This is a genomic window from Flavobacterium sp. NRK1 (assembly GCF_024054175.1).
Taxonomy (GTDB): Bacteria; Bacteroidota; Bacteroidia; order Flavobacteriales; family Flavobacteriaceae; genus Flavobacterium.
The window spans coordinates 3,283,716-3,298,642 of record NZ_JAMXLA010000001.1; the positions used below are offsets into that span (position 1 = coordinate 3,283,716).

General features: G+C 38.3%; 15 protein-coding genes. 5 read left to right on the plus strand and 10 right to left on the minus strand.

Features of this window, described 5'->3' with window-relative positions:
* Position 1 precedes the first annotated feature (1 nt).
* Complete coding sequence (locus NHE85_RS15185; RefSeq protein ID WP_252812989.1) at positions 2-568, minus strand: AraC family transcriptional regulator; 567 nt, start codon at positions 566-568, stop codon at positions 2-4.
* Positions 569-1,827: 1,259 nt separating this feature from the next.
* Between NHE85_RS15185 and NHE85_RS15190 the strand changes: the two genes are divergently transcribed.
* Genes NHE85_RS15190 through NHE85_RS15205 form a run of 4 tightly spaced genes read left to right on the plus strand, consistent with a single transcriptional unit; the run spans position 1,828 to position 3,976 of the window.
* Complete coding sequence (locus NHE85_RS15190) at positions 1,828-2,676, plus strand: DNA-formamidopyrimidine glycosylase family protein (protein WP_308219364.1); 849 nt, start codon at positions 1,828-1,830, stop codon at positions 2,674-2,676.
* Entirely contained in the window at positions 2,673-2,906 is a 234-nt protein-coding gene (locus NHE85_RS15195; RefSeq protein WP_252812990.1) for a DUF72 domain-containing protein, read from the plus strand. Before NHE85_RS15190 ends, NHE85_RS15195 begins: the two co-directional genes overlap by 4 nt.
* 56 nt (positions 2,907-2,962) lie before the next feature.
* Positions 2,963-3,403 carry a DUF72 domain-containing protein gene (locus NHE85_RS15200; RefSeq protein WP_252813321.1) on the plus strand — a complete coding sequence of 147 codons (441 nt, stop codon included), beginning with the start codon at positions 2,963-2,965 and terminating at the stop codon, positions 3,401-3,403.
* A gap of 3 nt (positions 3,404-3,406) precedes the next feature.
* A complete protein-coding gene (locus NHE85_RS15205; RefSeq protein WP_252812991.1) occupies positions 3,407-3,976 on the plus strand; it encodes a 2'-5' RNA ligase family protein in 570 nt (189 codons plus the stop codon).
* Here the strand turns inward: NHE85_RS15205 and NHE85_RS15210 are convergent.
* Genes NHE85_RS15210 through NHE85_RS15240 form a run of 7 tightly spaced genes read right to left on the minus strand, consistent with a single transcriptional unit; the run spans position 3,954 to position 11,108 of the window.
* Positions 3,954-6,176 (minus strand): hypothetical protein, encoded by a 2,223-nt coding sequence (locus NHE85_RS15210; protein WP_252812992.1) that lies wholly within the window; start codon positions 6,174-6,176, stop codon positions 3,954-3,956. The two genes, NHE85_RS15205 and NHE85_RS15210, sit on opposite strands and share 23 nt — an antisense overlap.
* 26 nt (positions 6,177-6,202) lie before the next feature.
* Complete coding sequence (locus NHE85_RS15215) at positions 6,203-6,952, minus strand: SDR family oxidoreductase (RefSeq protein WP_252812993.1); 750 nt, start codon at positions 6,950-6,952, stop codon at positions 6,203-6,205.
* Positions 6,953-6,962: 10 nt separating this feature from the next.
* Complete coding sequence (locus NHE85_RS15220; RefSeq protein WP_252812994.1) at positions 6,963-8,132, minus strand: zinc-dependent alcohol dehydrogenase; 1,170 nt, start codon at positions 8,130-8,132, stop codon at positions 6,963-6,965.
* Between the two features lie 14 nt (positions 8,133-8,146).
* The gene (locus tag NHE85_RS15225) at positions 8,147-8,377 is read right to left on the minus strand and encodes a hypothetical protein (RefSeq protein ID WP_252812995.1); all 231 of its coding nucleotides are present in this window, start codon (positions 8,375-8,377) and stop codon (positions 8,147-8,149) included.
* An 18-nt stretch (positions 8,378-8,395) separates the two neighbouring features.
* Complete coding sequence (locus NHE85_RS15230; protein ID WP_252812996.1) at positions 8,396-9,967, minus strand: FAD-dependent oxidoreductase; 1,572 nt, start codon at positions 9,965-9,967, stop codon at positions 8,396-8,398.
* Between the two features lie 15 nt (positions 9,968-9,982).
* Complete coding sequence (locus NHE85_RS15235) at positions 9,983-10,867, minus strand: SDR family oxidoreductase (protein WP_252812997.1); 885 nt, start codon at positions 10,865-10,867, stop codon at positions 9,983-9,985.
* Between the two features lie 25 nt (positions 10,868-10,892).
* Positions 10,893-11,108 carry a hypothetical protein gene (locus NHE85_RS15240; RefSeq protein ID WP_252812998.1) on the minus strand — a complete coding sequence of 72 codons (216 nt, stop codon included), beginning with the start codon at positions 11,106-11,108 and terminating at the stop codon, positions 10,893-10,895.
* Positions 11,109-12,007: 899 nt separating this feature from the next.
* Here NHE85_RS15240 and NHE85_RS16845 point away from each other — a divergent pair.
* The gene (locus NHE85_RS16845) at positions 12,008-12,319 is read left to right on the plus strand and encodes a PAS domain S-box protein (RefSeq protein ID WP_374676579.1); all 312 of its coding nucleotides are present in this window, start codon (positions 12,008-12,010) and stop codon (positions 12,317-12,319) included.
* Positions 12,320-13,200: 881 nt separating this feature from the next.
* Here NHE85_RS16845 and NHE85_RS15250 read toward each other — a convergent pair.
* Both NHE85_RS15250 and NHE85_RS15255 read right to left on the minus strand, forming a co-directional pair.
* Entirely contained in the window at positions 13,201-13,590 is a 390-nt protein-coding gene (locus NHE85_RS15250; protein WP_252813000.1) for a hypothetical protein, read from the minus strand.
* Between the two features lie 270 nt (positions 13,591-13,860).
* On the minus strand, positions 13,861-14,688 hold the full coding sequence (locus tag NHE85_RS15255; RefSeq protein ID WP_252813001.1) for a tetratricopeptide repeat protein: 828 nt from the start codon (positions 14,686-14,688) through the stop codon (positions 13,861-13,863).
* Positions 14,689-14,927: the final 239 nt, after the last annotated feature.

Genomic DNA, 14,927 nt, shown 5'->3' on the forward strand with positions numbered 1-14,927 from the left:
TTTAGTTAACTGCTGCTAAAGTTTTAAACCTTCTTTTACGGTGTGCCAGCTTTTGAAAAGTAGTAGGTGTGAGTCCGGTGATTTTTTTAAATTGATGCGAGAGATGTGCAACGCTACTGTAATTAAGTTTAAACGATATTTCTGTTAGTGACAAATTTTCAACAACCAATAATTGTTTTACCTTTTCAATTTTATGGATGATAATAAAACTTTCAATAGAGATATAACATACTTCCTTAAAAATTAATGAAATATTCCGGTAACTTTCCTGAAGTTCATGCGATAGAAAAGCTGATATTTTAACTAAAGGAATGTTGCAATTATTTAACATTGAAGCAATTAACATTTTTACCTTTTGGACTAGTAGTGCTTTTTTATTGTCAACTATTTCTATACCATATTTATCTAATTGCGACCTTAGGCTGCAATACTGGCTAAATGGTATATCTCCTTTAAATTTTACACATCCGCTATCTGTTATACTATATTTAAAATTTAATCTGTCAAGCTGTTCCTGCAGGATTACACGACATGTTTTGTCAATATTATATCTTACATACAGGTTCATAAAAGGTGGGTTTTAGACTGATAAATTTATACTGAACATCTTGAACTCTACACTAAAAATTAATCTTTAAGATATAAATAACAGAAAATGTTAAAATTTTAAGAAACGTTTATGAATAAAAGGTATTTTATAAAGAAATAACTCACAATACTAAAACAAAATTTCTTAAAATATTTTTGTACGCTGTATTTACGGTTAATGCGTTACGATTATCTATAATTTAATTTTACAAATAACTAACTGAAATACAATAATTTAATAAATAGGTAAATTTTATTTAATTGTTGTGGCAAAATAAAAAAATCAAAATAATAACAAGTCTCCCTACGATCGTATTTATTATTCTTATATAAACGTTTGTTAGTGAATGTTAAATACCTGATACACCATCTTAACATTTAAAGATAAATTTTAGACGCAAAATGTATAATTTACGCATTATTATGCAACTTAAACAAAATATAAGTCTAACTTAGATAAGGTAAGTACAGTATTTGCCGAAAGTCAAAAAGTATTTTTATGGATAATAATAATATGTAATCACGGCAGATTAAGCAATTTAAACGGGATATCTCAGAACGTTAATCATACGGAAAATCCCTAAAAAATGATTCGTTGATTAAATTAGACTTGAATATTTACAATATTTTAAATTCAGAGGATTATATGGGCGAAACAATCATCTTTCGCTTTTACCAGGGAATTCTGCCCTACTGGGTTCACATTTTCTCCAATAATGTATCGGCAGGAATGCGGGGACTGTCAATACTTAATTTTGGAGAATGCCAAACCTATACCCAAACTTGTTTTGATATTAATAATTTTAATAAATATCAATAGCCGTGTGGCAGCTGGACATAAGGAGGCCAGCAACTAGCTTTGCCATAAAATGAAGAGAATTTTACAGACAGAATACCCTGAAGATGCTTATATCGCTACTACTAGCTTAGGACAGTAAATTATTGAATGTGCCGATACATCTGCTTTGCAAATATTCGTATGCATAAAGTAACAGGCCCAAATATAGGATTGAGGGATTTACTTTTTCGGTTACTTTCTGGCGATAACAGCATCGCTATTATTTACCATTTATTTATACTTTTTATATTTTTTACTTCCTAACTTAGAGATGAATAACATCTCAAATTATGGAACTGTTACTTATACCTCAAAAATTGTACAAACTAAAACTATCTAAGCTATCAAAACAGAATGCACAAGGATGCTGATGGTTGGAACAAGCGGGCGGGAATTGTTATATGGAAACTGTTTTAGAACAACATAACAATTCGCCGCATAACAGTAGATACGGCTATTATCGTCAATTGGCAAGTTATAAAGGGCTTGAATATAATAAAGATTTAAAAAAAAATACTATGCCGGAGGGTCCAAGTATCGTTATAGCCAAAGAAGAAATGACACAATTTATCGGTCATAAAGTTATCTCAGCTAGGGGTAATGCCAAAATCGATATATCCAGGCTTGAAAATAAGAAACTACTTGAAATAAAAACATGGGGAAAGCACCTGTTGTTATGCTTTAATGGTTTTACGATTCGTATACATTTCCTGCTCTTTGGTACTTATCGCATCAACGAAACCAAGGAAGCTTTATTGCGATTAAGGCTAACCTTTAAAAATGGCGAAATCAACTTTTACACCGCTGCGGTAAAAGTAGTGGAAGGTGATATAAATTTGCATTATGACTGGACGGCTGATGTAATGCGGGAAGAGTGGAATGAAAAAGCTGCCATCGGGAAATTGAATGCAAAGCCGGATAGGCTGATCTGCGATGCCCTTCTGGAACAGGATATATTTTCAGGAGTCGGAAACATCATCAAAAACGAAGTTTTGTACCGCGTGCATGTTCATCCTGAATCCCTAACAGGGAATATCCCCGGCAAAAAACTTAAGGAAATAGCTCAGCAGGCAAGACAGTATAGTTTTGACTTTCTGAAATGGAAAAAGGAGGGCACATTAAAAAAACATTGGCTTGCGCACACCAAAAAGATATGTAAACGCTGCGATTTGCCAATGCATAAAGAATATACAGGAACTAAAAAAAGACGCAGTTTCTTTTGCACCAACTGCCAGGAATTTTACTCATGAAAAATTCAAATATACATATCGGATGTTCAAGTTATACAACAACATTATGGCAGCCACTTTTCTTTCCGGAAGGACTGCCCAGAAAACAGTGGTTCGGCTATTACTGTAAATTCTTTAACACTTACGAACTCAACGCTACTTTTTACAGGTTTCCAACTATAAAAACCCTGCAAAACTGGTATGATAAGACACCCAATGAATTTATCTTCAGCGTTAAGATGAATAAATAGTTACCCATATTAAAAGGCTGCAGGACTGTAATGAGGAAATTTCAAAATTCTATAACATAACACGTGAAGGCCTAAAAGATAAATTGGGATGTGTTCTGTTTCAGCTGCCGCCAAACTTCAGCTTCAGTCCGGAAAGGCTTGAAGCAGTAATTGCAGGCTGCAATCCTGAATTTAAAAATGTTATTGAATTCAGGAATGAAAGTTGGTGGCGGCAGGATGTAACGGAACGATTAGCTGAAAATAATATTGGTTTTTGTAGCGTCAATTATCCAAAGCTGCCAACAGAAATAATAAAAACTACCCCAACGGGCTATATGCGGATGCACGGTAATCCCAGGTTATTCTATTCAGAGTATTCAAAAGAGCAAATCGAAGGTCTGTACAATGCGATGATAAGGCAAAACTTTGACCAGGCATACATCTATTTCAACAATACGGCGTCTACAGCCGGTATTATTAATGCTTTACAGGCAAGAAAGATAAATGACGAATTATAAACCATGAAAAAGCGAATTTATAATCAGACATCACTATTTGGTCCGTTGTACGCTTATCTGGTAGTATTATCTCCTCCTGACGCTATTAAAAATGCCATTACTATAATTAAGAAAGAACTCAATGCTATTTCAGCTATAGGCGAGCGTAACCTACATTCCATAGCGCACATTACCCTGGTTGATAAATTAACAGATGATGTATTATTTCCTGAAACAATTGAAGAACTTATAGAGGGTCGAAAATCTTTTCCTATAACAGTAAAAGGCTGGGACTATTTCGATCATGGCCATAGTATTACAGTATACTTAAAGGTCTTGAATCCTGAGCCTATAATCGATCTGATGGAAGACGTAAAATCTCCCGCAAGATCCCCGCATATCAGTCTTGTTAAAAAGATCCCGCACCATACATTCCAATCGCTCCGGCCCTATCTTGAAACTCTGAATTATTCATTTAATTGGGATTGCACCGAGGTTATTGTGCTTAAAAAACTAATGTCGGAGAAACATTTAGGCTTTAAGGATAAGATTACCATAGCGCTTGCTGGCTTTAATCCTTCCACTGCACTTTAACATTACTATTTCCCCGAATGAAATATACCAATGATTTTTTATTCTTTACAGGTTTAATTTCAAGAGATTCTTTGGCTTTACCAACTGTTACGGAAATGCTTTTTAACTTCGCGCCTTTTTCTACTGGAACCAGTACCATGCTGAAAGACAACCGTTCGTCCCCTCTTGTAAAAAAGGATACAGTTGTACCATTGATCTTGAACTGGGTGGCGGGATATTCCGTAAAGATCATAAATCCTGCTTTTTCAATCTTATAGTATTGTCTGGGCAAAATACCAAAAGCTACACCTGCACCATACACTTCCTGACCTACCTGCCCTGATTTTTGCCAGCCATCCTGCAAATCTTCCAGTGCGATCCACAGGTTTGGGTCGATCTCTCCGGTTTTGACACCTTTCCTCTCGGCAACGGCTTCCTTCGGCAGCATTGGCGGGTAATAGTAAGCGACCCGGTTTATAATGAATTTAACGCATTCTGCCAGTAATAATTTTAGTGAAGGAAGTATATCTTCCACCTCATCGGCCTCTCTCAGAAAAGTATGTATCCCGGCAAATACTTCCTGCTCTTCATAAGCTGCTGTATATGGTGCGTCTTTAAGGGGATAGATTGAAAAAAAAGTCGGATAGTTTTTTGCATAACCGTAACCGAATTCCCAAAGCTGTACATTTTTGAGAATGGCAGCTATACAGAGATAACTAAGGTTCAGATAAAGTTCATCTTTAGTCTCTTTAAACAAACGCAACAACGCCCCTGCAGAAAATGCCGTATTGTTAGCCTGGTAAAAAATATCAAACCCGAGGCCGTCCAGTTTTTTGGCAGCCTTAAGGGCTTCATCAAAGTAACGCTTTTCACCTGTGAGCTGCCAAACCTGTATCATAAGATGAGCGTAAGCGCCCGGGACGTCTTTTTCTCCTCCTTTGCCCTCTTCAGTTTCTTCCTTAAGAACTTCAAGAGTAGCCATTTTATAAAATACAGGCCAATCATATTTAAAGTGATGTGCCACCTTAATAACGTAATCTATTGAATCCAAAACCAGTTTTTTCGCCAGTTTGTCTCCATTCAAAGCAAGCCTTGATAAGTTGAGTAGTGGATGGTGCAGATACCAAGAATCCATCACTTCTGGCCTTTTTTGTTCCTCACTCCAATCAAGGTTTTTTTGTAATGCCGGCAACCATCGTACAACCGTTCCAAGCTCTTTGTCGTAAAAGTTTTCCAACCCATCATGTATGGTATCTGTAATATCTTTGTGGGCTTGCCCGCTCCAGGCATCAAAATCCATAAGAGGCAGTAGTACTGCGAGCTGGACCATACTCTCTGGAGGGGTTTTGTAATCGCTTACATAAGCATTGAGGTAACTGCGCCCATCAGCAAATTTCCAGCAGCCCGGATGCTCTTTAAGGTCTGCAAGCCCTTTTTCTACGATAGTTGGCCAATCGTGATAAATGGTTTCAGGCTTTGGAAGCAAAAGGTATATATCTGCCAGTTGATTTAAAAATGATTTTGCCATCTGGTAATTGTCCTTTATAATACTGTCGCTTAGCGCCACAAAAGCATCAGAGACAATATACTCCTCTCCTTTCTTTAAAGGCCGGTCTTCCGATACTGGTAATTTTAGTCCAATGTCGGGCCAAATGCCGCCGACAAGATCTGAACCTGACGTTCCGGTAGCCTCAAAAAATTTATTCAATGCCGTGAGGTTTTGGAAATATAAAACCGAACCTGTCTGCGGCTTTTCGAGACTAAAAAATAACAATCCGGAACGGTTGCCGACCTGACTCGCATGAATGGTGCCTTCAGTATTTTGGGTTTTTCCTTTGGTACTGAACAATGGCATAATATCCCTTGGCCAGTAGGGCAGAACCACATCAAGTAAAGGAATTATTGTAGTGGTATACCTGAAGATCTGCTTTGCCTGATCATGAAAAGAAAGCACAACCTCTAGTCGCATTGTAAAACTTTCTAATAAAAATTTAATAGTATCAGGATTCTCTTTAAGGCTTTTCAGCTTCAATTCAGAACCTGCTGCCTGTGCCGCCCTGAATGCCACCCTCCCCTTATTTTTCCATTGTACGACAAACCAAAGGTCATAATCATCAAAAATAACCTTTATAATGTAACCATTAAATTCCTTTTCGATAATAAGCGTACCGCTTTCCAACTTCAACTGTGCGGCAGCTGTCCATGCAGAAACTGGTTTCATACAATATTGTTTGGTTATACTCCTTTTTAAATTAATTGCAGGTGTGGCCTTATCTTAAGGTCTACCACATCGCAGCGCTTAGGCTGTGACAGGCAATATAGTACACTCACGGCAATATCATCCGCTATAAGCATTTCAAGCTTTTTTACCTTTTCTTTCTTCTCATCAGTAGGCTGTTCCTGCATATCAGTATCAACTGCTCCCGGTTCAATAAGGGTTACTTTAATCCCTTTTTTGTTGATTTGCTTGCGAAAAGCCTCACTGAATCCCTGGATAGCAGATTTGGTGGCTACATATACTGAACCAGTTTCTTCCCGTACATCAGCGCTCATAGAGCCTATATTGATAATGTGGCCCTCACCATTCATTTGTTTCACGGCTTCCGCCGAACAGGCAATGTAGGCAGTAAGGTTAGTATTGATAACCTTTTGCCATTCTTCATAGTTGCCATCCTCCGTATTGCCGGCAGCTAGGGCGGCGTTATTGACCAGCACGTCCAATTTTGCAAAATGAATATTTACCTGATCGAACAAATTCATAATTCCCTCTTCAGTACTTAGGTCAGCTTTAATGCTGTAAACTTCACCTTTTGCTTTTTTTGACAAATCTGCCCGGCTATCGCTCAAATGCTGCTCATTCTGGCCAACGATTATTACATTAGCCCCAAGTCCCGAAAGTAATAATGCAGTTGCGCGGCCAATGCCTGTTGAGCCTCCCGTTATAAGAATATTTTTTCCGGTAACCGATTGCGGTAAGTAGTCATTCAGATTTTCCATAATTATAAATTTAGGTCCATGGATCTAATACTACTTTTACGCATCCGTCCTCCCTCTTTTTAAAGATGTCATAGGCATGGGCAATATCAGTAAGTGGCAGTCTGTGGGTAATGATATCATCCAGAGTAACTTTTCCCTCCTTCACATAATCTAGAAGCTTGTCGATATGCTTGTGTGCCGGCGCCTGGCCCCCTTTCAGGATAATACCTTTGTCAAAGAATTGACCTATTGGGAAGTTGTCATAGGTAGTCGGGTATACTCCCAATACCGAAACAATTCCACCTCGGCGGACAGCGCTCATACAGGCTTCTAATACTTTAACCGATCCCTTTTCGAAATTGACAACTGCCTTAGCCCTGTCCAGGATACTCCGGTCCGGTTCAAAGCCTACAGCATCAACTACAACATCAGCACCACGCCCCTGAGTCATTTCCCTAATCTGTTCCACTACATCTTTTGCCCCGTCTTTCCAAAGGATAGTTTCACAATTTGCCGTTGCTTTTGCTTTATCAAGCCTATATTGAAGAGTGTCTATAATTACTACCCTGCCAGCGCCTCTAAGCCAGGCACTTTTTGCTGTCATAATGCCCACAGGGCCTGAACCGAAAATGGCAACGGTTTCCCCTCCGTTCACTTCACCCCAGTCGATGCCAGTATATCCTGTGGGAAAGATATCTGTTAAGAACAGTACCTGCTCGTCAGTAAGGTTATCCGGCACTACGCGGGGTCCGAAGTTTGCATAAGGTACACGTACGTACTGCGCCTGCCCCCCATCATAGCCGCCATAAAGATCAGTATAACCAAAAAGGGCACCTCCCTTTTGGGTAAGCAGACCGCCTTCGGGTCCGTAATTCTCAGGATTACTGTGCTCACAATGGCCAGGCAGCTCATGGTTACAGAAAAAACAGGATCCACAGGCTATTGGAAACGGAACTACTACCCTATCGCCGCGCTTCAGGTGGGTAACGCCTTTACCTACTTCTTCAATAATTCCCATAAACTCGTGTCCTAATACCATAGGCCTTGGCTGCGGAATGCCTCCTGAATAAATATGTAAATCTGATCCGCATATCGCGGTAGATGTAACTTTAAGAATTATATCATCCTGATTTTTAATAATCGGATCGTCAATGCTATCACAGGTAATGGTACCCGGACCGTGTATAACTGCTGCTTTCATATTGGTTGCATTTATTAGTAGTTATTTTTGTTAACTGTATCGCCGACCGTTGCCGAACCCGGTCCGGTTTCATGTGCAGAAGTGTCCATTGTAGCCTCATCGTTTTCGGTGGGTGTAGCATCTCTCGATGTTTCTGTTGGCCCATAGGAATCTTCATTAGTAGAGGATTTGTCCTTGCAGGAGAAGCATATGAATGCAACTGCCAGAGCTGTCATAAACAGCATTTTAGATTTTAGCATTTTCATAATGTAGAAGTTTTAAAATTAAACTGATTTTTTAAGATCGCTGATGGCAGGCCCGTTAATTACCGTACCAAAAGCAGTAAAACGGGATCCGTGCAATGGGCAGTCAAATGATTTTTCATCATCGTTCCATTGCAATACACCGCCAAGATGTGGGCATACTCCGCTACACGAATGGATTGTACCGTCTGTATCTTTGTATACTGCTATTTTATTAAGGCCTTTAGATATAACGACTCCTTTACCGGCCGGTAAGTCATTCACTTCTTTTACATTACCCGATGAAAGCCAGTCTTTAGCCATGACATACGTCATATTTCCAACTTCTTTCAGATAATCAATACCGGTTGGTAGTGTTATCCTTGACGGATCATAGAGATTACTATATTCGTTAGGATTACCCATTATAATATCATGAATAATAAGTCCTCCCAATGTGCCATGAGTCATTCCATTCCCTGAGTCGCCAGTTATAATGTAGATATTATCATCTCCGGGATTTTTACCGATAAATGCAAGTGAATCTACAGGCTCCATTACCTGCCCTGACCATTTATATTCAATATCGTCGAAATAAGGAAAGTGCTCTTTTGTCCATACTATGAGATTTTCATAGCGTTGCTCTTCAGTACTATTTTCCTGATCGGCTTGCCCTGTCTTGTGGTCTTCTCCTCCGGAAATAAGCAGGTCGAAATTCTTGTCAAGAGGTTCCAGCCTAACATAATGGTAAGGCTTAGCTACCCATTTAGAGTTTTGGTTCCCGGTATCCCACCACATCGCATAAGGCAATATTCCTTTTGGCACTTTAGCGGCGATTACATAGGTACGATACGCAAACTGTTTGGTGTGCATCGTTACGATATCATTGACTGGCGTATTGGTAGCCATAACTATATGGTTTGCCCTGATTGTATAGCCATTAGCTTTGGCCCCGGTTTTGTCAATACTATCGGCATGGCTGTTAGTATATATCTTTCCTCCCATTGTAATGATGGCATCTGCCAACCCCTTGAGGTATTTCATGATATGGAATTGTGCCTGATTTGGGAAACGTAATGCCCTACGTTTCTTGCTTTGTGGAAGCCCCGGTATGTACTTCACCAAATCTACAGGCAACTCCGCTCTTCTTGCAGCATCAAATTCCTTATCAAGGTTCTCTTCCTTGTCGGACGGATCCGTAAACAAGTAACCATCAACACGGTTAAAGTGGCAATCTATATCTTCTATAGTCACAACACTGTTAATCCATTCTATGGCCTGTTTATGGCTTTGTGCTGCAAGTTTAGACTTTTCTTCGCCGAAAAATCTCTCAAGGTCATAATAGCGGTCGTCTAACGCATAGGTTATCTGGGCAGTTGTCCTGCCGGTTTCACCGCTTCCCAGGTAACCATCTTCAAGAAGTATGACCCTCCTGCCCGATTTACTAAGGCAGTAAGCTGTAGTTAGCCCTGCGATACCGCCGCCAACTATCAATACATCGGCAATCGTATCGCTGTCGAGTGTATTATATTCCAATGGTGCTGTCGAATCATTCCAATACGAATGGTGATAGCCACTGGTTATCTTATCATCAATAGGATCATTAGCACTCATAACTTAACATATTAATTAATAATCTCCGTTCACTCCCTCTTTTTTAGAGTTAATGCTGTTCCTTTCACGTTGTGAAGCGGGGTGAGAACTATTCTCCCTTCCCTCTTCCTTCATGCTCGATTCCATTTGCCTGTGCATGTTTGCAGCGATAGCGCTATCCGGCATAATGGTATTCATAACTTTTTGTGTTTTATTCATAAAGCCCGGGCTTATAATCGTTGTTCCGCTCATAAGGGCATCATAGCCTGCCTGTGCAACTTCTTCAGCAGAATACAGGTCGGTTTCTTTATAGGTAACCGTATTTTCAGCTTTTGCTTTGTGAAAGAAATCGGTATCTGTCGCACCGGGCTGCAATGCCGTAATGCTTACATTGGTGTCTTTCAGCTCTTCGCTCAATGCTTCGGTGAATGACAACACGAATGCTTTGGTAGCGGCGTAAACTGAAAGGTATGGTGATGGTGCTTTAGACACCGAAGAAGCCAGCTGAAGAATCTTTCCTTCATTTCTTTCAACCATTTCCCTAAGGTAAAACTTGGTAAGGCTGATTAGTGAAATTATATTCAGCTGCACAATATCAATTTCCCGTTGCAGTTCGGTTTTAATGAACCTACCCCACTCTCCCTGTCCGGCGTCATTAACCAACACATTTACCGTAATACCAAGTTCAGTTGTCTTGTCATATACTTTTTGCGCAGCATCTTTTTCAAATAAATCTACAGGTATTATATGGGTGTGTATACTTGAGCTAAATTGCTCCATTTCAGCTGCTGTCTGCCTTAAATTTTCCTCATTACGGGCAACCAGTACCAAGTTGTAGCCTTCTTTCGCCAAAAGCTTTGCCAGTTCGTAACCAATGCCGCTAGTTGCTCCTGTAATCAGTGCGTGTTTTTTAGTATCCATAGTGTTTTTATTTTAACTTTGAATTTTATAATTCTCCCTCCGGTTCGGCAAAATTGCTTATAGGATGTTCCTCTCTGTTTCCATTTGCTGCCGATAGTTTTTTGTTAGACTTCTTGTCACTACCTTCCACTTTCACTATCTTATTATAAATGCCCAACAATAAGAATGGTGCTGCCCACTGGCCAACAAAAAGGGCTGTTTTGTCTTTATTAAGGCATTTTAAGGTAGCCGATACCCCCATTGATCCTAATGCTGCCCATAAGAATAGGTCTGAAGGAAGTTTTGAAGTTTGTTTTTGATAGCTTTAGCAACAGGCCCTTCGGAATGATCGTTTTGAATAATTGACATGATGTAATTTTTAGGTTATAATTTATTTTCGAAATAGTGTAAAGTTAACCGCGCTGATGTTAAGCATTTTACATAATGTTGTTAATAAGTTGTAACACTGCGTTAAAGTCCGGTTGTTAAATTATGATGGCGTTAATTATCAGTTAATTTTAGTTTGATGAGGCTACCGAGAAGTAATTTAATGTGCATAAAAGTAAAGCTAAAATCACAGTTATTAACACAAATGGCACCTCCTCCAATTCTGCGGATCTTTAGCTCACAATATCTATAAAAGAACAATTAAATAGTGAGAAAAGGAAGTTTATCGAAATCCGTTAAAGGCAAGAGTTAAAAATTATTTTAAGCTGTTCTGAAATTTAGGATGTCATTAAGGTCATCATAAATGCATTGCGCAATATGATCAGATTAGCTACCTTTAACTCAAACAACCAAAATTTTTCCCAAAAGCAATGGAATTAGCTAAAAATGAAAATCTTCTTCAGACTATCTTTGATTCTGCATCAAATGGAATAGCGCTTATGCAATGAGTATGACGAGAAAGGTGAAATTGAGGATTTTTTGATACTGCTTGTTAATGCATATAGCCTAAATTGGTTTGGTGATACCGACTATGTAGGAAAACGCTATAGCGAAGTTTTTCCGATGGTAAAGGAAAACTGCATGCTTGAAAAATTAATAAATGTTGCTAAGACTGGTATAAAAGCAAATTTTGAAAAGTTCCATTCAGGTGAAGGAATAAATAAATGGTTTCATTTTACTGCAGTTAAACAGGATGACTTGCTTGTTGTTACTATGGAGGATATTACCGAGCAGAAACAATCAGAGATAAGTCTTAAAAATGCTCTTGATAACGCTGAAAAACAACGACGTCTGTACAGCTCTATAACTAACAATACACCTGATCTTGTCTATGTCTTTGACCTGGATTATAAATTTACGTATGCTAACAAAGCCCTTCTGGCAATGTGGGGGAAAAGTGAAGAGAATGCAATAGGTTATGGCCTGAGAGAAAATGGGTACGAGGAATGGCGTCATAAGATGCTCCAATCGCACTCATTACAGGGGAGGTATTTACACCGGAATCAGAAACAAGGAAGGCCCTAAACTCATTATTCGCTATTCCATGCAACATCACCCATATCTGGTTCCCATCGGAGTGATAAGCTGCTGTGATCCTGCCGTAGTAGCTCCCCGCTAGAAAATTTGGCTCGTCACTACTGTCTATAATTACGTTTTTATTAATGGTTCCCCCCCCAAGTCCCTCATCCAGGGCCATATCAACTTCAGAGTATACAACCCTCCAGCTGTAAAGGGGATTACCAATTGGAAAAGGATAGGGAAATGTGTAATAATTAGGTTCTTTGATTGAAAATATATAATATTTATCAGAATTTCCAGGCGCTGGTACAATTATAGTATTCTGCTTACCCCATGGCGCGCACAGTAAATCAGTTCCATTGACCATCACCTGATGATTTTTATTCCAAACTATGTTCCCATCGGTATAAAACAATAGATTTCCTGCAGCATCAGACATAACTACAGAGCCGCCAAAAGCCTGATATGCAGTATCAGACATTATAACACCGTCCTCATTGGTCTGGTATTCGGTAATAGCAGCGACATTTCCATCAGTTAACGGTACAGGTGGTACCTGAGCGAAATTTAAACCTGCGTTCATACAAAAATACCAGTTGTAAGCCTGCTTTTGTGTCCAAAGCCCATTTTGCCATTGGGCACTACTTTCGGGGCCTGTAAGCATAAGTAAAAATGCAATGCAGCATAGTAATTTTTCTTTCATTTGTTTGTTAGTTAATAGTTAGCATAAGTTATCAGTTAAAAAATTCAAACTGATTCGTTTAAAAATTTCTTAACAAATATTGCTATTAGTCATCCCTCAACAATCTAAACAGGATGGAAATAACTAGCCAAACAAAGGGAAATAAATAGCCGTATCAATGAAAACTAAAATATACACCTGACTATCAATATATTGTAATCAGGTACTCATGCAGTGATATTTTCTTCTCAATTTTCATCTTTTCTTTAATACGTCGCAACCTTTTTACCGCTGCATTGTAAGTTATATTATAAATATTACCAATTTCTTTCACATCAAGATTCATATAAACGTAACATAAAAAACGAATGTCTGCTGGATTCAGATCCGGAAATTTAGTGGTAAGGGTTTTAATAAATTCAGGATTGACCTGCTCAAAATAGGTGATGAACTCATCCCATTCCTGATCTGATTTCAGATAGTTTTTAAGCGTCTTTATATAATCCAGGACCTCTTTGTTACTGTTAACTTCGGGAACTTGTGATAGTGAATTCATGACTTCTTCGATCAGTTCATTACGTCCTGACAGATACAAAGCCTAGCGCTTAATTTTCTGTTTTTCTCGGCAATATTATTCTTTAAGCTTTCTAACTCCAGATTAACGATCTGCTGTTGCTTATCTGCTATAACTTTCTCCTGTGCTTGACGGGCGATTTTGTGCTTTAACCCCCGATAGATAGCAAGGGTGATAATTATGACTATTGTAATTAAGGCTGCAAATATATAGTATTGTTTTTGCTGTCTTTCGGTCTTTAGCCTGATCTGATCCTCGTATTCGTTAACCTTTAGCTTAACCTTATTACTCTCAAAAAGCCCCCTGTTGATCAAAGCGATCTTTATACTTCAATGCCTTATCATACTCTCTTTTTTTAGAATACAGGGAAGAGAGCTGGTTATAAAGTTTAAGCTTATCGGACATGTCAGTAGCGTTATCAAATCCTTTTTGGGCATAGGATATGGCTACGGCATTATTATTTTTAGCATCAAATATTTTAGATAGCAGCTCTACTACGCAGATATAACATGCCAGGTTTGCCGGAATTTTGCCTTCAAGCTGTCTCATAATTTCATGCGCCCCATTAACCTTACCCTGAATTAAAAGGCTTTCTGCATAATTTATGTTGTACAGTTGTTCAAATTGCTTTTCTTTTTTTAAGTTTTCAACTGATTTTAAATAAAATTGAGCCTGTTTATAATTACCCAAATGATTATAAACATCGGAAATATTTACTGCAAGAAGTGTTTTCGAATAATCCGAATTTATTGCATTGGCAATTTTAAAGGCCTCTTTATAAATCGTGATAGCACTCTTGTAATCCTTTTCAAGTGAATACAGTATACCTATATTACACATAACATTCACCTGATCTTCCAAAAGATGGTGTTCTTCTGCAATTTCCATGGCCTCGCTATAAACATTTAAGGCCTCACCGTAATTAGAAAGATAGCCATAGCAAATACCCATAATATTTTTTATATTGAAGAGTTTTTTATAATTATTCTTATCAACCAGTGATTGTGCCTTTATAAAATACTGCAATGCTTCAATATAATTACCTTTTTTATATTCAACTGCGCCCCGATTCATACTTCTCTGGCACTCATCAATTGGTTCGGGAGTGAATTGGGCCACTACTGTAAAATTGATAAACAGGAACAGAAGAAAAATAAATTTTTTCGGTATAATTATACGATGCATATGATAGTTATATAGGATTAGCAAGTTTAGCATAAAATTATTAAATCCAAGTACATTTTAAGGCTACAATATATAACCATATTTTAATTCTGGTTAATTGCAGGATAGCAACTTTTATTTATTAACATTTGTTAATTTGACAACTTCATAAAAGGTTTAACTTCGGAATTTAA